This is a genomic window from Cupriavidus sp. 01T418, from assembly GCF_056398885.1.
In genome coordinates this window covers 1-19,920 of record NZ_JBFTQG010000024.1, presented here as the reverse complement: position 1 = coordinate 19,920, position 19,920 = coordinate 1, and the positions used below count along the sequence as shown (strand labels likewise).

The window sequence follows — 19,920 nt, the reverse complement described above, 5'->3', positions numbered from 1 at the left end:
GCTCGGCAATACGCCGCGCTTACAAGCAAAAACGGTATTCGCCGAGCCGCCGTTGACCCCCGACTCGTGACAATCCGTAAGTTCTGCAACCGAGAAGCGCGCCTTGAAGAATGCCGGCCTCCGCCGGCGCGGGATACCGGGTCTCGCTCGGCCCGATCGCACCTCGGTCAATGTCACAACTCGCGCATCCGTTGTACCGCTGGGATGTGCGTCTCCTTAAGGGCGCCCAGCACGGCGAAGACGACCGAGGCCAGCGCCACGGCGACCAGCGCGCCCAGGTAGAGCCACGGCACACTGAGAAGCTCGGGCGGGGGGTCGAACGCTCCCGTCAAAAGCTTGACCAGCATCCAGGCAAGCGCAAAACCCGTCAGGGTTCCAATGCTGGTCCCGGCCACAAAGAGCAATAGCGCCTCGCTCCAGAGAAAGGCGCCAAGTTGCGCCGGTGTCGCACCAAGGGCTGAAAGAATGGCGAAGGTGCGCCTGCGGTCCGCCAGGCCCAGGGCAAGAACAAGGCCGGTCGCACCGGCCACCATGAGAACGGCGAATCCGAGTTCCAGCCGCGTCAGTCCGGCGAGATTCACCGCGGTCAGGCTGGACTCAATGACGCGCTGGGCCTGGCCAACGTCGGTCACCTTGGCCCCCGGCAGCGTGGCAACAACGGCCCGTGCAGCCAGCGCAACTTGCGCGGGCGCTGACGCCTTCAGCAGCACCACCTCGGCCGCAACGGTATGCGTTTGCTGCGCAATGTAACGCGCGTTGGCCACCAGAAAGGAATCGCGCGGCGCCGTTGGGAATTCTCGAACGACGCCAATGAAGTGGAACTTCACGACGTGATACTGATGATCCTTAGCGCTCTGCATCCGCAGGTTGAACTGGTCTCCCGGATGCAGTTGGAAGTCCTTGACGGTTTCCTCCGAAACGAGAATGCCGTCAGGAGTTCGCGCGAGCAGCGCCAGCGTTTCCTTCGCATTCCCACTCTCGAAGTATGCATTCGACATCCTCGTCGCGCCCCCGATATGCGCGGCGTCTATGCCGTACAGGTCTTGCAGGTCCGTGCCGACATAGGCAAACCGGTGCTGCATCGGTTGTGCGGCAATCACGCCAGGCAACGCATCTAGCTCCTTTAGCCTGGCCGATGCGGGTGCCTGCGAAGTACCGGTGACGGCCACGTCCGCGCCGTTAGTGAGTTCGGCATCCACGCGTGCCTGCGCGTTGTAGGTTGCGTTGAAGACAGCGGTCGATATCGCGAAGGCGAAGGCCAGCGCAACCAGGGCGATCCCCTGCGTCATTCGTCTGCGCTGCCGGCTGAGGGCCGCCGCAACGACACCTGCCAGAGACCCGGCCAGGGGCACCAGCCACCTGGCCAGGCGCTCGCGGCCGCGATCCAGGCCGGCCAGGCACAATCTGACCGTCAGCAGTCCAAGACCCAGCCATAGCAAAACCGGTGCGAGGAACGCCGCGTAGTCGACCGAGGATGACGGGGTACCTTCGGGAGCCAGCACCACCTGGTAGCCTGTGCGCCAGGTGTTCCAGTACGTGATGGCGGACAAGGCCAGCAGAATGAGATCGAGGCGGCAGCGCTGCCAGAGTTGGGGGCGATCGTGGCCCATTGTCATCCGCGCGGCGGCCACGGTTGTGCGACTGGCATCGTTCCATGCCACCGCAAGCATGGCAGCGGGGGCAAGGAATCCGCCCGCCAGGACAGCCGCGGCCAGCCAGCCGATAGCTGGCGCGGCGAAAATATTGGTGTCGAGCAGCGCCTCGGACAAGAGCGTGGCCAGGAGCAGTCCAGCCGTCGTGCCGACCACCCCGGCGCACGCCGCTTCGACCGCCGCCAGCTTAAGGATTTGTGCCCGCGAGGCCCCACGCATTCGCAACAGCGCCTGATCGCGCCGGCGCCGGCCGGCGCCGGACGCCACCACGGCCATCGTCAAAAAAGCCGCCAGCAGGGCGCCCGGTGCGCCGAGGAACAGAAACAGAACGCTGGCGTACAGCGCGTCTCCGCGCACGGCGTCGAGCCGGGCCGCCAGATTGTCTGCCACGATCCCATTGCCCGCGATGCGCGCCTCAAGGTTCCGTGACCCACCGCGCGCGGCTACAAAAGCTGCCTGCGGATCGCCCGGAAGCCGATCGTGCAAGAACCGGACGTGCAGTTGAATATGAACCGAGTCCGGCCTGATGGCCGCCTGAGGGTCAAATAAGCGGTGCCACGCGTCGATGGGCATCAGCAGAACGTTATCCGGCGGCGCCTGCGGTGCGGCCCCTGCCGGAACACCGACCGCCTGGAACATCGAGTCGGCATGCGGCAGGTCGACAATCCCGGCGACCCTGATATCGGCTGGCGCAAGGCCGGCCCGATGGATGGTCACCGTATCGCCGACCGCGACATTCAGGTTGGCCGCCGTTTGCTGTGCAACGAGCACGCCATCCGGGCTGCCGAGCAACATACGGAACTGCGCCGGAGCATCATGGAAATAGGCCACATGGATGCCGAGCACCTTGCCTTTGCCGGTGGTCTGCACAGTGGCGCCGGTATGGGCGTCGAAGCCGTCCACATCGGCATAGCCGACCGTTTGCAACAAGGAAACTGCCATGATTTCGCCGATGGCTGCGGTAACCGGCTGGATGGCCGCTGCTGGTGCCAGTTGCACCTGCCAGTCAACTGGTACCCCCGCGATCGCGCGGCGCGTCATGGAAGTGGTGCTCAGGGACAGGAATGCGCCAAGCGAGGCTAACAGCGCGACGGTGAGTGCAATGCCCGCTGCAGCGCCCGCAAGGCGACCCTTGCGCTCCGCGATGAGCCCGACAAGCCAGAGCGTGATCATAGGCAACCTTTCGTGCTGCTCGTGTCGACCAGCGTGCCGCGCTGCATGTGCCAGATCTTGTCCATGCGTGCGGCGACCGCCGGGTCATGGGTGGCGATGACGAGTGCCGTTGCGGTGCCGTTCAGGTGGGCAAGCAAGGCATCGAGCAAGGCTCGGCCGGTCGGCTGATCCAGCTGGCCAGTCGGCTCGTCGGCCAGGATCACTCTGGGCGTGCCGACAATCGCCCGTGCCATGGCGACACGCTGCATCTGGCCACCGGCAAGCGCCTCGGGCAGCTTGTAGGCCAGGTCCGCCAGGCCGAAGGTGGCAAGTGCATCCGCCACCGCCCTGCCGATGTCGCCTTGCGTCCTGGCCATGAGCAGCGGCAAGGCCACGTTCTCACCGACCGTCAACGGGTCCAGCAAGCTCGGTGCCTGAAACACCAACGCGATCTTCTCGGGCAGGAGGGTTTCGGCGGCGCCTAGCGCGGGCCATCTGAGCACGCCGCTCGTCGGCACGTCGAGGCCGGCCATGAGATGCAACAGCGTCGACTTGCCGCTACCGGACCTGCCGACAAGCGCAACCCGGTCTGCCGCGCACAGGCGGAATGTGGCCGAGGCGACCGCGGCGATGGATACCTCGCCTTGCAGATAGCACCGGCTCACAGATTGGGCCTCGATCAGGCTGTCAGGCATCGGCGATCCGCCCATCCCGCACGCCGAGCACATGGTCGGCATGCGCCGCGAGCGCCTCGCTATGTGTCGCGATCAGGACTGCCATCCCTGCGCGGCATCGTTCCACCAGGTGGGCCAGGATAACGGCTTCGGTGGTCGCGTCGACTTCCGCCGTGGGCTCGTCCGCCAGCAGTACCCTGGGATGCGACGACAAGGCAACCGCCAGGCCCGCGCGCGCCGCCTCGCCGCCCGACAGTTGCGAGGGGCACGCCCGGCGCTGCAGGGTAAGGTCCATGGTCTCCAGCAAGAGGTCGACCGTGCGCCTGACCGTGCGCCTGTCGGACTGTGTTGACAATGACATCGCCAACCGCACATTGGCCTCCACCGTCAGGTGTTCAAACAGGTTTCCCGATTGCATCAGGATGCCGATGTACCGCGCCCGCAAGGCGGCGCGGACGGCCTCGGGCCGCCGCGACATACGGCACCCCATCACCTCGACATACCCGCCATCCGGTTCGTCCAACCCAGCGATGCAGGCCAGTAGCGTGGACTTTCCACTCCCGGACGGCCCGGTCAGGGCGACGAATTCCCCGGCGTGGAGCCGCAGTGACACGCCGCGCAATGCCGCCGTCTCGTCGTCGCCGTTATGGTAAAAGCGATAGAGTTCAAACGCTTCCAACAGCCGCGCTTCAGCGCCACTGGAATGAACTCGACATGAGATTCCATTGGTCGGCATTGTCGGCTCCGAGCGGCGCAGCGAGGTCGAGGGTGGCTGATCTCCCGCTGCGGTAGATCAGGTAGCGATGGCTCTCCAGGCGCACTGGCTTGTTCGTGACGGGGTTCGGCTCGGAATTCGAGGTGTACACGATCAAGAGCGCCGGACCGGAGCGAAGCATCACGTTCCTGACGGCCTCAATCTTGACCGCTCGCCCGGCCTTGAGCAGATTCGCGGCCTCCTGACCGGCGGGGGGTGCCGCGGAAACGGAAGCCACGGTGACGGAAACCGCGTTGTATTTATCCGCGAAGCTTGTCCCGTCGTGGCGTTCCGTGCGCGCCCACCCCTCCGGCACCTTGAGCGAGAAGCCTAGTGGCGACGTATAGGTGACGAACACCTGGTTGTCGGGGATGTCGCCCGGCGGGTTTTTCTCCGGCGCGGCCGGTCGTTCCGCGGCCATGGCTGGCGCGCACACAACTGGAACGCTGCCGATCAGGGCTGCCAACGTAACGGCGGCCATTGCAGCAAGCCGCGGATAGTGGCTGAGGCTATGCCGCATGGTGGTTCCTCCCCTGTTCAATCCTGACTCACGTGCCCACTGCGCGACCGTCCTCAGGGAGCGACAGGCCGTGCTACTAGCCTCGGCGCGCAGGATATCTACGGCGCGCGAATAGCCACCACAGCGATCCGCAGAGCACGATCGCGGCCAGCACCCAAGCCTCGTCGCGGTCAAAATCGGCCAGCAGATACGCCAGCCCCTGGCCGAAACCATAGCCCGCGCCGGCAATGACAAATGCCCAGACCACGGCGCCCGTCAGGTTGAGAATCAGGAATCGAAACCATGGCACCGCGCTCATCCCGATCGCAACCGGCCCGGCGATGCGCAGGCCATAGAGGAAGCGGATGGACAGGATCAGTGGAAGGTGATGCCTCTCCAGTAAAACCTTGGCGCGCGCCGCGCGTGATTCCATCGACGGAAAGCGTGCCAGGAGTGCCGTCCCGTATCGTCGACCCAGATAAAAGTAAAGCTGATCGCCGAGAAAACTTGCAAGCGTGCCGACCACTATCACCGTAGGCAACGCGAGATGGCCGCGATAAGCGGCAACGCCGGCCATGATGAGAATGGTTTCCCCTTCCAGAAAGGTCCCCGTGGCGACCGCGAGGTAGCCGTAGTCCTGAATCAAGCGTGCGATATCCATGGCAAGGCGCTCGTTGCGGACGCCCGGGCACTGGAACCAGCGCATGGCGTCCTTGGCATGCTGGTGCCCCCATCGGGGGCGGGCTACTCCTCCTCTTCCTCGCCCGCGGCCTCCACGTGCAGGACCGCGCCATTGCCGGCATCTACCTTCACGTCCTTGATCTCATTGCTGGCGGTCTTGATCTCCACGCTATACACGAGGTTGCCATTCTCGTTGTCGAGAGCAACCTTGAGCAGCGAGCCGGATACCTTGGCCAGGGCAGCTGTGGTCGCCCGGGTCGCATCGATCCTGGCCAGGGTGGCGAGTCTGGCCGCCTCGCCCCGCTCTCCCGTTGCCCGGTCCGGCACCTGGATGCTGGACTGATAGGCAGGGTGATGCGACTTCCCGTTACCAGCAGGGTCGGCGGCGGCAACCAGCCCACACGCCAGCGCGAGTGCTCCAAATACCAGGCCTGTGCATTGTTTCCCGCTCATCACTACCTCTTGCGTAAAGCGTTTGCGTTTGCGTTGCGATGTCGAGTCGATGCGAACGCCGTTCGCGGCATCCTGGCGCCGCGCGGGGAATCGGCTCGCGCGCCCACGGCGTCCATGTTGGTGCCTGAATCTTGCTGGCTCCTTTCCGCAACATTACAGCTTGGTAAGGGTCGACTGATCGCCGGCAAGATCTGAGGTGTCGCCGATGGGGGTGTCGCCGGTGCCGACGAGAGGAAACGTCAGCGTAAAGACGGAACCCCTCCCTGGCTGGCTTGAAGCCTCGACCCGGCCCTGGTGCGCGCCTACGACAGCCTTCACCAGGCTCAGTCCCAGCCCCAAGCCGCGCTGCGAGCGGCTGCGATCCCCGCGATAGAGGCGCTCCCAGATGTTCGGCAGTTCGTCGGGCGTCATGCCGCTGCCGGTGTCCGTGACGCGGATTACGACCGCATCCTGATTCCGCAGCGTGTCGGCTTCCATCTCGACTCGCCCACCTGCCGGGGTGTATTTGATGGCGTTATCCAGCAGGTTTGCCATGACCTGGCGCAGGCGGTTGCGGTCGGCCGTCAACCAGATCGCCTGCGGCGCTGTGACCGAGACCGTGATCGCTTTTTCTTCGGCCACCAGTTGATAGAGATCAGCCACATCGCCCAGCAGGGCCGGGATGCTGACGGGTTCCAGGTGCAATTTGAGCATGCCGGTTTCCGCCTCGGCAATGTCCATCAAGGTGTTCAGCATCTGTAGCAACTGATCCGATTCCTCCACGCAGTCCGCCAGCGCCTCCCGGAAAACGGCCGGATCACGCTCCGAGCGAAGGGCGATTTCTGCGGTGCCGCGCAAGCGCGCCAGCGGCGTACGCAAATCGTGGGCAACGTTGTCGAGTGCGTTGCGCATGCCCTGGATCAGGGCCTCGATCTTGTCGAGCATGCCGTTGAACAGCGCCCCGAGTTCGTCCAGCTCGTCGCCGGTTTTGCGCAGCGACACCCGCGTTTCCATCGCCCCCGACTCGATCGCACGCACGGTCTGGATGAGTTGGCGAACCGGCTGCAGGGAACGCCGCGCGAGGAAGGCTCCGCCGAGCACGCCAACGATCACCATCGGGATCATGACTCCCCCGACAATCCACCCGAACCGCTCCAGTACGCTGTCGCGCTCCTCCGTGCTTTTACCGACTTGCAGTTGCCCTCCGTCGGGAAGGCGCCGGCTGGCGATCTCCAGCACCGCCTCGTCGTCTTTTGTCGGCAACTGGATCAAGTCGCCGGGCCCAGCCGGAGGCATGTGCTCCAGACGGGTCAGGTCGTACTGCGCCCACTGATCGGGAATCTCGAGGAAGACCGTGGTATTGGCCGGGCCGGCAATGCGGATGAAAAAGGGCTTCGTCTTTCGCAGCCTCGTTTCCAGTGCGAGTTCCTTCCTGAGCCCGGCGAGATCCTCCGCCTGATACTCGGCCGCAAGCTGATGAAGCCTCTGCTCGATACTGTCGCGATCCTGCTGGCGCAGGGAGGAAGCCAGCAGGACATAGGCAAGCACAAAAAGCGAAAGGGTACTGAGAATGAAGAATACCGAGTACCAGAGCGCGATCCGTACACCGAGCCCCTTGCGAAAAAAATCAAGGACCCTTGAGAACATAGCCAACGCCCCGGATGGTGTGAATCATCTTCACGGGAAAGCCGCGATCGACCTTATTGCGCAGACGGCAGACCAGGACGTCGACGACATTGGTCTGGGGGTCAAAGCTGTAGTCCCAGATGTGCTCCAGAATCATCATCTTGGAGACGGGACGGCTGACATTGCGCATCAGGTATTCGAGGAGGGAGAGTTCACGCGGCTGCAAATCGAGTTTTTGCCCATTCCGTGTCACTTCGCGGGAGGGCAGGTCAAGAACCAGTTCAGCCACGATCAGCCGGGCCGGTTCGGTGGCCCCGGTTGCACGACGAATCAACGCTTGGACGCGCGCCAGCAACTCGGCCAGCGCAAAGGGCTTTGTCAGGTAGTCGTCGCCGCCGGTCTGGAGGCCTTTGACGCGGTCGTCGACGGAGCGCTTGGCGCTGAGGATGATGACCGGCGTAGGCACCTTCTGGCGGCGCAGTGTCTCGATCAGCGACAAGCCATCCAGGCGAGGCAGCATGATATCGATGATGGCCGCGTCGTACGGGGCAGTGAGCGCAAGATTCAGCCCGCTCGCGCCATCCTCCGCGAAATCCACCGTAAAGCCGGCCTGCTGCAGCGCCTTGCTGACAAACGAGCCGATCTTTCTGTCATCTTCAACGACGAGAACGCGCATGCCATCCATCCCTTGCTCGCCGAGCATCGCAAAAAAGGCGCTTTCACGGCTTTAGTAGCCGTGTGGCGTGGCGGTCGAACCGACAAGTTCCCAGACCCAGCGTGTCAGCCTTCTCTTCGCAGTATTGCTAGCTGTCGCGCGATGTTCAAGCAGCATGCGTCAAGGCCGCCCCGCTCTCCGGCAGCAGTTCGATCCCGTCCAGTTCCGCGGCACAGGTATCGCGCACGATAGAAACAAAATCGCGCACATAAGGCCGCTCCGCCAGTGCCGCCGGCGTGGTCGCATAAAGCTCGCTCCACAAGCCCTTGGGACCGATCCGCTTGGCCAGCACGTAGTCGTGGTCAACGTAGTTCTTCACGCCCCAGTTGGGCAGCGCGGCCACGCCTCGGCGGCTGGCCACCAGCTGCAGCACCGCCACCGTCAGTTCGGCCGTGCGCCGCTGCAGCTTGATGCCGGCCGGCTCCAGCACTTCGCGGATCAGGTCGATGCGCTGCTCCGGCACCGGGTAGGTGATCAGGGTTTCGCCGGCCAGGTCGGCCGCCTCGATGCGGCGCTTGTTGCGCAGCCGGTGCTCGTTGGCGATCACCGCCAGGATCTCGAAGCGAAACAGCGGCGCCACCGCCAGCCCGCGCTTGGCCGGCGGCAGCGAGCCGATGACCATGTCGGTGCGGCCCTCGGCCAGCAAGGCCAATGGATCGGCGTGGAAACCCGCCACGAGGTCCACTTCCACTTCCGGCCAACGCCGGCGGAACTCATCCATCACGGGCATCAGCCAGTCGAAGCAGGTATGGCACTCCAGCACGATGCGCAACTCCCCGCGCGTGTCGCCCTTGAGCCGGGCGAGGTCGCGTTCGGCCGTGCTGATGGCCGCCAGCGTCTCGCGCGCCAGCGCCAGCAGCCGTTCGCCGGCCGGCGTGAAACGCAGGCCCTGGCGGGTACGGTCGAATAGCGGCAGGCCGTAGTGCGACTCGACGCCCTTGATCTGGTGGGACAGCGCCGACTGGCTCACATGCACGCGCTCGGCGGCCGTGGCCAGCTTGCCGGACTCGGCAATGGCCACCAGCGAGCGCAGATGCCTGACTTCGATCACGGTTTGCTCCTGCGCTGCGTCGAATTGCCTTCGGACGAGATGATATGAAACTGATTCATACATTGATCAAATTTTATCGCTTGATTCATTTTACGCTGGATTCAGCTGGACCTGGCGCGGTATTTCGAACTGGCGCGCGGCAACAAGGGCGCAGCCGGCCATGGAAATGACACGGCTTGCGTCGATTGCGCGAGCCAGGCGGCCTGAGCGAGCAGAATTCGAATGAAACAGAAATCGAATTAGCAAATACGTCAGCCAACCTTCCGGTGTGCAATGCATGCCGGACAGTTGGTTGTTTTGTTTTCCGCCGGGCAAAAAATACCCTTTCGCACTGAATGCGGCACTGTGTCACATAGCGCGCGCTACGTAGTCTTCCGTATCGTACGCGGTTGTTCAAGCACGACGAAAAGGGCGCGGCCCAAAGCAGGTCTAGCGTCTCAAGCCAAGAGAAGATATGAAACGAGCCATACACTGGAAGCGGCGCGCCGCCGCCCTGCCCGCCGTGGCATTCACCAGCGCCGCGCTGGCGCAGGCCGCCAGCCCCGCACCAACAGATACGGCTGTCACTTTGCCGACAGCGACCGTGACAGCCAAGGCCCCCGGCTCGCTGACCATGCCAAATGTGCTGCAGCAAAAGCAGTTGCTGGACCAGACGGCTGGCTCGGTCGGCTTCGTCGACGCTGCGTCCTATAGCGACACCTACGCCAGCAACCTGCGCGACGTCCTCAAGGATGCGCCCGGCATCTATGTGCAGGAGCGCTATGGCCAGGAACTGCGGCTATCCATCCGCGGCTCTGGCATTGCGCGCGGCTATCACACGCGTGGCCTGGAAATCCTGCAGGACGGCATTCCCACCAACTTCGCGGATGGCAGCGGCGATTTCTATCAGATCGACCCCCTCGCCTTGAGCGCGGCGGAAGTCTACAAGGGCGGCAACGGGCTGGCCTACGGCAGCACCACGCTGGGCGGCGCGATCAACTTCACCACACCCACCGCACTGACCGCCGAAGCGCCCGACCAGGTGCGCGTGGATGGCGGCAGCTTCGGTACGGCACGCGCCAGCGGCCAAGTCTCGCGCCAGATCGGTGCCTTCGATTTCCTGGCCAACCTGAGCGTCAATCACTCGGATGGTTTCCGCAATCATGAGCGTGGCCAGTACGAACAGTTCAATGCCAACTTCGGCTACCGCTTCAGCCCGGCGGTGGAAACCCGCTTCTACCTCGGCGCCTACATCGTCGACCAGAAGCTGCCCGGCACGCTGTCGCTGTCCGATGCGCTGAACGATCCGACGAAAGCCGCACCCGCCGCCGTGGCCGGCGACCAGGCGCGCAATACGCGCACCGAGCGCATTGCCAACGTGACCACTGTCAAGCTGGACAGCGGCCAGCTCGATTTCACCACCTGGGTCATCCACAAGAGCCTGTATCACCCGATCTTCCAGGTCATCGACCAGGACTACTGGACTTATGGCTTCGCCCCGCGCTACACCGGCACGCAGACCATCGGCGGCTTGCGCAACCAGCTCATCGCCGGCGCCCGCTTCTTCGGCGGCAACAACGATGCGCGCCAGGACATCAACAACGCGGGCAACCGTGGCGCCCAGACGCTCAACGCGGCGCAAGACGCATACAACTACGAGGCCTACCTCGAAAACCGCCTTTACATAACGCCCACCGTCGCACTGATGGCAGGCGCCAAGGCTTATCGCAATGTCCGCAACTACCACGATTACGGCGGCCTGCCGGCCAACCCCACGGCCAAGTCCGATAGCGTCACGTATAACGGCGTGAACCCCAAGTTCGGCGTGCTATGGGAGCCGGTCCGCGACGTGCAGGCGTTTGCCGACATGACGCGCAGCGCGGACGTACCCGACTTCTCCGACTTGACCCAGACCTTCGCCAGCACCACCCGCTTCGTGCCGCTGAGCGCCCAGCACGGCTGGACACTGGAGCTGGGCACGCGCGGCAAGCGCGAGCGATTCTCCTGGGACGTGACGGCATATCGTTCGCTGGTCCGCGACCAACTGCTGCAATACACCACCAACCCCAATATCCCTGCCGCCACCTTCAACGCCAACCGCACCACCTTGCAAGGCGTGGAGCTGGGCGTCTCGGGCGACGTGCTGCAAAACCTGTTCGGCTCGGGCGACAAGCTCACGCTGTCGCAACTGTGGAACTACAGCGACTTCCGCTTCGACAACGATCCGCAGTATGGCAACAACCGCATCGCCGGCGTGCCCGAGCACGTGCTGCGCACCACCATCGCCTACAGCCGCGCGGCCGGGCTGCGCGTGGCCGGCACCATCGACTGGGTACCGGGCGGCGCCTATGTCGACTACGCCAACACGTTGCGCGCGCCCGGCTACGTGTTGTTTGGCCTGCAAGCCAGCTATGACTTCCAGCGCGGCGTGACGGTCTTCCTCGACGCGCGCAACCTCGGCAACAAGCGCTATGTGAGCGACTTCAGCACCGTGACCGACGCCCGGACCGCCAACACCGCAGTCTTCTACCCCGGCACCGGCCGCGCGCTCTATGCCRGCATCAAATACAGGTTCTGATCCGGCTGGTGCAGGCGAGGCCGACCGCTGGCATCCTCATGAAAAAACCCGCCGAGGCGGGTTTCTTCGTTCTGGTTGCTGGTTCCGGCCGGCAATCAATTCACCTGCTCCACAGCGGGGGGGTTCCATGTGCCGTCCAGCATTGCGCGCTCGGGCCAGTACACGCGCAGCATCAGGTTGAAGGCATCCGGCGGTGCCGGCAGCCAGTTGGCCGCTTGATTGCCCGGCGGGCGTGCGTTCTGGATATGGATATCGAGCGAGCCGTCGCGGTTATACCTGAGCTTGTCGCGGTCGCCGATGGCATAACGGCCAATAGGGTTGGCGACAAAGGCCTGCTTGTTGTTGTAAAGGGTCAATGACCAGAAGGCATCGCCCGGCGGCATCTGGCCTTTTTTTAAATGCATCACGTAGCGGTTCGCGCCGTTCAGCGGCTGGCCGGTGGCATCCACGCGCGAGGTCGCGTAGAGCGCATCCTCCGGCAGGTTGGCGCCCAGTCCCACCCAGGCCACCAGCGCGCGCTTGCCATAGGCCGTGCCGTAGCTGCCGAGATCGCGATGCACGGTCCAACCGCTCCCTGCCTTGCCGTCGCCGCGCTTGGCCGCGGCGGCAATGCCCGCCAGGGCGGTCGTGGCCCCCTCCTGCACGGCACGCTCCGTCGAGGGTTCCATCGCGGTCACGGAAAATGGCATGCCCGGGACGATGCCAAGCTTCTTGATCGACTCCACCATGGCGGCGTCCGCCGCCGCGGGCGGATTAGCCGGCAGGAGCGCGGCAAAACGCGTGAAGAACGCCTGCGCGTCCATGGCTGCCACCTGCTCCACCGGCGGCGTCTCGACATCCACCGCAGCCGCTTCGGGCAAGCTCGCCTGCGTAGCCTTGGGCCGCGCCTTGCCGTCGCGCAACCATGCCGAGAGCGGCATCAGCCGATACTGGTCCTGCAAGTGGCGGACCGCCGCATAGTCTTGCTTGCCGTTGGTCTGGGTACGGCCGATCAGCCACACCATGTTCGTGGGCGCACGGATTTCCCTTACGTCTGGCGGCAAGGTGCCGCTCCAGCGGGGACCGGTCACGGCAAACACCGCCTTCCTGGTGCCGGTGGTGCGCTTGCCCGGGGAGGCGATGACATTGGTCCACGCGTCCATCAGTGGCATCAGGTAATAGCGCCCGTGCGTGTCGGGCAGCGACAGGATCACCGGCTCTTCGGACAAGTCCAGCCATGCCGTCGAGTAAAGCGTATCGGCGTTCGGACTGACGACATCGGTAAAGGTGGCGTCCGGGAAGCTGCGCTTGTGAGAGAACGTATTGACGGGCGTGCGCGCTGTCATGACTTCGCGCGTGACATCCATCAGCACCAATGGATAAGCGTAGACAAAGACCTCGGCCGACAAGGCCTTGTTGGCCGCATCGGATGGCAACGAGGAGGCTGCCTGCGGCACGGCGGTCGATTGTGGGCCCGTGGCACAGGCGGACAACAGCAACCCGAGCGCAAGCGCACTCGTCATTCGGCGTAGCGAAATCATCATGGCCCCGGATCCCCGTCGGACTGGCAACCTTCCACGCGTTATCGCCGACGAACGGGCGATATCCATGCACAGAGGTGCGTTTATTTTTCCCAGGGCGATGATGTCCCGGAGGACCGGACTTGTCAATTAGACAACGACAAGTAATGCGGGGAAGCGAACCAATATGAATCGGCTGATTGAATCGGCTGATGGCAATTTTATAATGACATTACCTTGAACGGAAATCTCCCGGGGCAGCATGACGCGCCCTGGATGTTCGGCTTGGGCGCCCCGCTCATTTAGCCGATACTGGGAAAGCCAGCCGTCATCCCGGCGCGTCGGGTGGCGTGGATGCCCCTCCGGAGAACCCCGTCATGGCAAGTGGCAGTGCGATGTTGGGCAAGCACCCCGATCTGTCGCGGGCGCAGGTCTGTCTCTTTGCGTTTACGCTGGGCTGCGCCGCCGGCGTGGATTTTGTGGCGTCAGCCATGATGGGCGTTGCGGGCACCCATATCCGGGGCGGCATCCACGCCTCGCCGGAGGACTTTCTCTGGAGCCTCACGTCCTATGCCGCCGCGGCCACGGTCGCCAACCTGGTGCTGCGGCGTATCGCGCAAGACATCAGCTATCGCGGCTACACCCTGCTCGGCCTGGCCATCGCCACCGTCGGCGCCGCGCTGTGCGCCGTTTGCAATACGCCGCTCGAACTGAGCCTGGCGCGCGCTGTGCAGGGCCTCGGCGCCGGCGGCTTGTTCACCGCCTCGCGCATCATCATCCAGTTGGCGGCGGCCCGCGAAGAGCGCCGGCCACTCTTCCTCGGCTTCATTTCCGGCGGCATGGGCCTGGCGGCCCTGGCCCCGTGGATCTCCGCGGTGCTGGTAGAGGATGCGAGCTGGCGGATGATCTTCGTCGTCCAGGCCGGTATGTCGGCCGCGGCGATGCTGCTGGTGCTCGCGTCCTATCGGCCTGGCCAGCCTCTGGCTCCAGTACGGCGAGGCATTGGCGCGCACGCAACTGGTGGCCCGGATCACCCCGTTCGACCTGCCCGACGGCGCCGATGCCGCTACGCTGGCACGCTGGTCGGCACTGATCGACCAGCAGGCGCAGTTGATTGCGGTGAGCAATCTCTTCGCGCTGCTAGCCTTCGCCTGCGTTGGCGTGGCCCTGGTCGCCGTGGCGCAGCGGTCGCTGCGGTGAACCGGGTGAATGGCTACACCGCCACGGCAGCCCCCTGGCCGCTCAAGAGCAAGCTCGTCCGCACGTTCTCACAAGCCTGACCTGTCAGAAGTCATGTTCTTCCAGCATCAAGGGGTTCAGCGAACGATCCGCTGACCATTTCATCCAGGCCGCTTCCTGTATGCGGCCAAGATTCCTCTCAAAAATACCCAGGTGGCTGCCGATCTGGCCCTGGGCCAGCGCGTCGAGCGCCGCGCGCGACACAAAGCCGCTACTGGCAACGCCGTCTGCCACGATGGAGAAGCCGATGAGTTCGCCATCCTCGGACGGGGCTGGATTGTGTATCAGGAAGGCAGTCGACATCATTCGCTCACGTTGAATCGGAGATCGGATCCTAGCATGATCGACGCGGCGCAATCGCTCCGGGGGGTGGCCCGGGGCCAGCCGGACCCGGTGGCGCCGACGTCAGATCCGCGCGGCAGCCGCTGTGACCCAGGCCGCAGCCTGATCCGGAATCGTGACCGGCAGCATATGCCCACCCGGCACGAGTTCCAGCTCCAGCGCCGGCAACTTGTCCTTCATCGCCTTGCCGTGCGCCTGCCAGTCGAGCACGGCGTCGGCGGTTCCGTACAGGATGCTGATCGGCAGCGTCAGCGATGCGTAGCGCTGCGCCATGCCGGGCAGGTCTTCCTCCACGCTGACCATATCGGAGGACGCGGCATAGAAACTGCCGGGCCGCAGGCCGAGCAGCCCGCCACCCGCGGTCGCAAAATCCCTGGGCGGCCGATCGGGGCTGAACACCATCTCGAGCATTGCCCGCCCGCGAAGGATGGACCTGGGTATCGCCCATGTCCACGCGATGGCGCGGCGCAACGTTGCGGACGAGATCGATAGCGCGCGGAACATCGGCGGCACGCCCTCGACAGGATGCGTCAGCGGCGCGATCAGGGCCAGGCCACCAACCGCGCCTGGATAATCGAGCGCAACGCCCAGAGCCACCGCGCCGCCCAGGGAATGCCCCACCAGCAAGGGATTCTCCAGGCCGAGCGCCCGGATGAACTTGGCCACGACCCCGCTTTGCACGCTCAGCCGGGCCGACATCGCCTCTGGCCTGGTCGAATAACCCGAGCCGGGCCGGTCGACCAGGATGACCCGGAACCGGCTGGTCAGCCGCTCCAGCATCGAGTAGGAGAAATTCCCGGTCTGCCCGCCCAGCCCGTGCACCATGACGATGACAGGGCCCTCGCCCTTGTCGATGTAATGAAGCCGGGCGCCATCGATCTCGATGAACTTGCCCTTGGGCGGCAGCGCCTTTTCCACCTTGCGCGCAATCAGGCCGGTAAATGCCACCAGCCCAAGCAGAACGATGCCGCCGATGGCAACGCAGGCAATCAGTATGGCCATTGTCTGTCCCTTCAACCGTTAACGGAGTCGGCCGCCATGCCGGCAGCTACCGCCGGACCGGACCGCATGGCAGCCGCGCCGGCGCGGCCGAAAGCCATCTCGCTGTCTGCCACCTTGCCGAACTTCAGGGCCATCAGGTCGAACAAGTAGTTCTGATGGACCTTCCACGGCCGCTTCGAACCCTGCTTGGGCAGGATGTTGCTGGCACGCTGGACATAGCCTGAGGTCAGCGACAGCGACGACGCCTCGCCGGAAGCCGGATCCGTGCGGCGCGGCGCGCACCACGCGTGGCCATGCGCGTCCATATGATTGAGCAGGCGGCACACATAGGTCGACGACAATTCCGCCTTCAGCGTCCAGGAGGCATTGACATAGCCCATGGCGACCGCCAGGTTGGGCATATCGCTGTACATCATGCCCTTGTACATAAAGGATTGCGCCGGGTTCACCGCGGTACCGTCCACCTCGATCTTCATGCCGCCCGCCACTTGCAACTGGAGCCCCGTCGCCGTCACGATGACATCGGCGTCCAGCCGCTCGCCGGAGCGCAACTGCAGTCCGGTCTCGGTGAATGATTCGATCCGGTCGGTGACGACCGAAGCCTTGCCGGCGCGGATGGACTTGAAGAGATCGGAGTCCGGCACAAGGCAGAGCCGCTGGTCCCAAGGCTTGTAGGACGGCGTGAAATGCTTGTCGATATCGTAGTCCGGGCCGAGCTGCGCGCGCACGCCCCGGAGGATTTTCTGCTTGACCACGTCCGGCTTCTTGCGGGAGAGATTGTAGAAATACATGCCCAGCAGCACGTTCTTCCAGCGCGTGACACGATGCGCCATGCCCGCCGGCAGACGCCGCTGCAGCCATGCGGAGACGGCATCGCTGGACGGCCGCGCCACGATGTAGGTCGGCGAGCGCTGCAGCATGGTCACATGGGCCGCGCGATCCGCCATCGCCGGCAGCAGCGTGACCGCCGTCGCGCCGCTGCCGATCACGACCACGCGCTTGCCGTCATACGCCAGGTCCGATGGCCAGTGCTGCGGATGCACGATCTTGCCGCCGAAGCGTTCCATGCCCGGCCAGCCTGGCATATAGCCGTCGGCGTAATCGTAGTAGCCGCTGCACAGATAAAGAAACTTGCAGGTAAAGCGCACGGGGGTGCCTTGTGGGCCAACCGTTGCGTCGACGGACCAGCTTGCGGTTTCGGTCGACCACGACGCCCGCGTGACGCGGTGGCCAAAGCGGATATGCTGCTCGATGCCGAACTCCCTGGCAGTCTCCCGGATATAGTCCAGTATGGAGTCGCCGTCGGCGATCGACTTTTCGCTTCGCCATGGGCGGAAGCTGAAGCCGAGCGTGTACATGTCCGAGTCCGAGCGCACGCCGGGATAGCGAAAGAGGTCCCAGGTGCCACCGATCGCGTCGCGCCCTTCCAGGATGGCGAAGCGCTTCCCGGGGCAACTGGCTTGCAGGTGATAGCCCGCGCAAATACCGGAAAGCCCCGCGCCCACGACAAGTACGTCGATGTGCTGTGCGGCACTCTCGCTTGCGGCGTGCGCCTCCTGGCGCCCTGCCTGCGACGCTTCGGCCGCCCTGCCGGCCTGACCCTGGGAATGCCGGTGTTCCGCGTTGCCTGATAGCATCGATCGTCTCCAGTTGACCAAGTTGACCAAGTTGACCAAACCGAGCCGGAAGCTTCCCGCGCCAAATTCTCACGGTGCATCCGTGCCGTTATCTGACTAGACTAGGGTGTTCACCCTAATTAATCAACCGGGATTGCCAGATCCCGGGCTTACCCCTAAGGATCTGCGATGGCAAACATGCAGATAACGGAGCATAAGAGGAGTTGCCGACCATGACGATGGAAGGCGCGCCGGTCCGGCGCCCCAAAACGCGCGAGCGCATTCTTGAAACCTGCCTGAGCCTGTTCAACGAACGCGGCCCGGTTGTCGTGACAACGGCGGAGATCGCGTCGGCAGTCGGCATCCAGGAGGGCAACCTTTACTATCACTTCCACCGGAAGGAGCAGATTCTCGAGGCCCTGTTCGATGAATTCGAGCGTGCGCTACGCGAAACCTCAGTGGCGGATCTGGCGCGAGGTGATGAACCCGGCCGTTTCGCGGACTATTTGAGCGGCTGGTTCAGCCTGATGTGGGAGTGGCGTTTCTTTTATCGCGACGCGGCCTCCATCCGCAGCCTCGCACCCGCCTTGCGCTCACGCAGCGAGTTGCTGGCCAACGACGGGCAGCACCATGTCCGCCGCGTGTTCGGTTGCATGGAATTCGCGGGACTCCTGCATGCAACGCCCGAGCAACTCGATCAACTGGTTGTCAACACCTGGATCGTCTCTACCTATTGGATCGACTATCTCCGCTCCCGCCATGGCATTGATTCCATCAAGCGCGAACACATCAGCTGGGGGGCGTCGCAGGTGATGAGCCTGTTCTCGCCCTATATGACGCAGACAGGGATGGCACTGCTGAATATCCAGGCGAAACAGGATTGACGGCGGTGATGATGCCGTTCTCCGGAATGGCCGCATGGCGGCCAGTGCGATCGCCATCGGCGACGGGCAAAGGAGATTTCGCCTGGCGCGCGTACGCGGGCTTGGCAAGAAAAAAGCCCGTGCGGTGTGAACCGGACGGGCTTTTGGAATTGGTTGCGGGGGCAGGACTTGAACCTGCGACCTTCGGGTTATGAGCCCGACGAGCTGCCAACTGCTCCACCCCGCGACACAGAATATACGCGGATAAAGAACATCTGGATACCCCTAATACAAAAAGAACTGAAAAGTGCTAAGAGAACCGGGCCGCTTGCATAAGCAAGCGGCGCCTGCCGCACCCCTGCCTTGAGCGTATCTCCAAAGGCGCTCAGCTATTACTGTCTATCCACTGCTTCGCCCATTCATAGGCTGCCCTCTTCGCGTCGGCGGGGGAGACATGATTGCGGCCAATCGACCTGGCATCCTGCACAACCGCCCCGTCTTCCCAGATCGCGCACGACGCAATGTGCAATCCGTCCTTGATCGTCTTGCAGTAGACGTGGATGACATAGCCCTTGTACTCCGTGGTGCCGCTTTCCATCTGCGTCCTAGCTCCGCTTACATTCCGACGGATGCTAGCACGCGCGGGCGCCCGGACGGCCCGGCGTCATCAACGCTGTACATGCGAACCGGCCGGGGCCGGTCCGCTTTCCAGCCGCTTGCCGAACGGATCAGGCAGCGGTCGGCTTCCTGGATGCGGCGGAGCCTTCTTGCTCGACGGCCTTGCCAGTGGCAACGGCTGCTGCCTGGAAGGTGTTTTCAGCGGTTTCAACGGCCTGCTTGGTGGCCTTCTGGACCGACGCATAAGCGTTGTTGGCGGCGCTGATCGCGGACTTCACGATGGCCACGGTCGACTCCGCGCCGGCGGGCGCATTCTTGGCGAAACTCTCGACCAGTGCCTGGACCTTCTTCGAATTTTCAGCCAGTTGCGCTTCGGCGACCTTGGTGAATTCCGACTGGGTTTCCGCGGCGATGTCGTACACCTGGCGGCCATATGCCAGGGCCTTCTCGGCAATCGGCTGAACCAGCGCCGCATGGATGGCCAGGACTTCCTGGGCGTCCTTCGCGTCGAGGGCCTTCCTGGCGTTGTCCATGTTCTCGGCGAACGTCGTCTTGACCATGTGCAGATTCAGCTCGACCAGCTTTTCCACGCCGTCGAAGGCTTTGGTGGTCAAGCCAAACAGCGTCTCCACATTGGCTTTATGGGCTGCCGCGACTTGCTCCGGGGTGAAGTCCATGCTGCTCTCTCCATAGGGTTGGGTTCGACACCATGCAAAGGTAGGCTGTCCCGATGTCAAAGCCATGACACAGCCGATGTTCGCCAACCAGCCGCGAGCGTGATGGATAGCATTTTCGCCGCTGCAAAAGCAAAACCCCCCAGTACTTTCGTACTGGGGGGTTTCAAGGGAGAGCCTGGCGATTACCTACTTTCACACGGGTATCCGCACTATCATCGGCGTGGAGTCGTTTCACGGTCCTGTTCGGGATGGGAAGGGGTGGTTGGTGGTT

19 protein-coding genes and 1 tRNA gene are annotated in these 19,920 nt (G+C 63.9%); 4 read left to right on the top strand and 16 right to left on the bottom strand.

The features are described from left to right. Positions 1–173: 173 nt before the first annotated feature. The 9 genes from AC1DQ3_RS21830 to AC1DQ3_RS21790 all read right to left on the bottom strand — a co-directional run bounded on the left by AC1DQ3_RS21830 (position 174) and on the right by AC1DQ3_RS21790 (position 9,236). Positions 174–2,825: an ABC transporter permease gene (locus AC1DQ3_RS21830; RefSeq protein WP_477122241.1), complete on the bottom strand. Its 2,652-nt coding sequence runs from the start codon at positions 2,823–2,825 to the stop codon at positions 174–176. Then, positions 2,822–3,499, bottom strand: a complete 678-nt coding sequence (locus tag AC1DQ3_RS21825; RefSeq protein ID WP_477122240.1) for an ABC transporter ATP-binding protein — start codon at positions 3,497–3,499, stop codon at positions 2,822–2,824. Before AC1DQ3_RS21825 ends, AC1DQ3_RS21830 begins: the two co-directional genes overlap by 4 nt. Next, the gene (locus AC1DQ3_RS21820; RefSeq protein WP_477122239.1) at positions 3,492–4,157 is read right to left on the bottom strand and encodes an ABC transporter ATP-binding protein; all 666 of its coding nucleotides are present in this window, start codon (positions 4,155–4,157) and stop codon (positions 3,492–3,494) included. The genes AC1DQ3_RS21825 and AC1DQ3_RS21820 overlap by 8 nt, the downstream gene beginning before the upstream one ends. 10 nt (positions 4,158–4,167) lie before the next feature. Further along, positions 4,168–4,752 (bottom strand): hypothetical protein, encoded by a 585-nt coding sequence (locus AC1DQ3_RS21815; protein WP_477122238.1) that lies wholly within the window; start codon positions 4,750–4,752, stop codon positions 4,168–4,170. A 76-nt stretch (positions 4,753–4,828) separates the two neighbouring features. Beyond that, positions 4,829–5,437: a DedA family protein gene (locus tag AC1DQ3_RS21810; protein WP_477122237.1), complete on the bottom strand. Its 609-nt coding sequence runs from the start codon at positions 5,435–5,437 to the stop codon at positions 4,829–4,831. 38 nt (positions 5,438–5,475) lie between these two features. Continuing rightward, positions 5,476–5,865 carry a PepSY domain-containing protein gene (locus tag AC1DQ3_RS21805; protein WP_477122236.1) on the bottom strand — a complete coding sequence of 130 codons (390 nt, stop codon included), beginning with the start codon at positions 5,863–5,865 and terminating at the stop codon, positions 5,476–5,478. A 153-nt stretch (positions 5,866–6,018) separates the two neighbouring features. After that, complete coding sequence (locus tag AC1DQ3_RS21800; RefSeq protein ID WP_477122235.1) at positions 6,019–7,491, bottom strand: sensor histidine kinase; 1,473 nt, start codon at positions 7,489–7,491, stop codon at positions 6,019–6,021. Further along, a complete protein-coding gene (locus tag AC1DQ3_RS21795; RefSeq protein ID WP_477122234.1) occupies positions 7,472–8,146 on the bottom strand; it encodes a response regulator transcription factor in 675 nt (224 codons plus the stop codon). The genes AC1DQ3_RS21800 and AC1DQ3_RS21795 overlap by 20 nt, the downstream gene beginning before the upstream one ends. Before the next feature lie 145 nt (positions 8,147–8,291). Next, the gene (locus tag AC1DQ3_RS21790; RefSeq protein ID WP_477122233.1) at positions 8,292–9,236 is read right to left on the bottom strand and encodes a LysR family transcriptional regulator; all 945 of its coding nucleotides are present in this window, start codon (positions 9,234–9,236) and stop codon (positions 8,292–8,294) included. Positions 9,237–9,280: 44 nt separating this feature from the next. Between AC1DQ3_RS21790 and AC1DQ3_RS21785 the strand changes: the two genes are divergently transcribed. Together AC1DQ3_RS21785 and AC1DQ3_RS21780 are read left to right on the top strand one after the other, a co-directional pair. Further along, positions 9,281–9,406, top strand: a complete 126-nt coding sequence (locus tag AC1DQ3_RS21785) for a hypothetical protein (protein WP_477122232.1) — start codon at positions 9,281–9,283, stop codon at positions 9,404–9,406. A gap of 284 nt (positions 9,407–9,690) precedes the next feature. Then, positions 9,691–11,793 (top strand): TonB-dependent receptor family protein, encoded by a 2,103-nt coding sequence (locus tag AC1DQ3_RS21780; RefSeq protein WP_477122231.1) that lies wholly within the window; start codon positions 9,691–9,693, stop codon positions 11,791–11,793. 95 nt (positions 11,794–11,888) lie between these two features. Here AC1DQ3_RS21780 and AC1DQ3_RS21775 read toward each other — a convergent pair whose 3' ends face one another. Beyond that, the gene (locus AC1DQ3_RS21775; protein ID WP_477122230.1) at positions 11,889–13,316 is read right to left on the bottom strand and encodes a DUF1254 domain-containing protein; all 1,428 of its coding nucleotides are present in this window, start codon (positions 13,314–13,316) and stop codon (positions 11,889–11,891) included. Between the two features lie 353 nt (positions 13,317–13,669). Between AC1DQ3_RS21775 and AC1DQ3_RS21770 the strand changes: the two genes are divergently transcribed. Next, on the top strand, positions 13,670–14,572 hold the full coding sequence (locus tag AC1DQ3_RS21770) for an MFS transporter (RefSeq protein ID WP_477122229.1): 903 nt from the start codon (positions 13,670–13,672) through the stop codon (positions 14,570–14,572). A 4-nt stretch (positions 14,573–14,576) separates the two neighbouring features. Here the strand turns inward: AC1DQ3_RS21770 and AC1DQ3_RS21765 are convergent, their stop codons facing one another. From AC1DQ3_RS21765 to AC1DQ3_RS21755, 3 genes are all read right to left on the bottom strand, one after another. Beyond that, a complete protein-coding gene (locus AC1DQ3_RS21765) occupies positions 14,577–14,837 on the bottom strand; it encodes a hypothetical protein (RefSeq protein ID WP_477122228.1) in 261 nt (86 codons plus the stop codon). A 99-nt stretch (positions 14,838–14,936) separates the two neighbouring features. After that, entirely contained in the window at positions 14,937–15,875 is a 939-nt protein-coding gene (locus AC1DQ3_RS21760; protein WP_477122227.1) for an alpha/beta fold hydrolase, read from the bottom strand. A gap of 11 nt (positions 15,876–15,886) precedes the next feature. After that, on the bottom strand, positions 15,887–17,512 hold the full coding sequence (locus AC1DQ3_RS21755; RefSeq protein ID WP_477122226.1) for a flavin-containing monooxygenase: 1,626 nt from the start codon (positions 17,510–17,512) through the stop codon (positions 15,887–15,889). 212 nt (positions 17,513–17,724) lie between these two features. Between AC1DQ3_RS21755 and AC1DQ3_RS21750 the strand changes: the two genes are divergently transcribed. Further along, entirely contained in the window at positions 17,725–18,375 is a 651-nt protein-coding gene (locus tag AC1DQ3_RS21750; RefSeq protein WP_477122225.1) for a TetR/AcrR family transcriptional regulator, read from the top strand. Between the two features lie 150 nt (positions 18,376–18,525). On the opposite strand, the gene AC1DQ3_RS21745 is transcribed toward AC1DQ3_RS21750, so the two are convergent. The 3 genes from AC1DQ3_RS21745 to phaP form a co-directional block, all read right to left on the bottom strand. Continuing rightward, positions 18,526–18,601 (bottom strand) — tRNA-Met (locus AC1DQ3_RS21745). 138 nt (positions 18,602–18,739) lie between these two features. Continuing rightward, positions 18,740–18,952 (bottom strand): DUF6566 family protein, encoded by a 213-nt coding sequence (locus tag AC1DQ3_RS21740; protein ID WP_477122224.1) that lies wholly within the window; start codon positions 18,950–18,952, stop codon positions 18,740–18,742. A gap of 130 nt (positions 18,953–19,082) precedes the next feature. Next, a complete protein-coding gene (gene phaP / locus AC1DQ3_RS21735; protein WP_477122307.1) occupies positions 19,083–19,649 on the bottom strand; it encodes a TIGR01841 family phasin in 567 nt (188 codons plus the stop codon). Between the last annotated feature and the right edge of the window lie 271 nt (positions 19,650–19,920).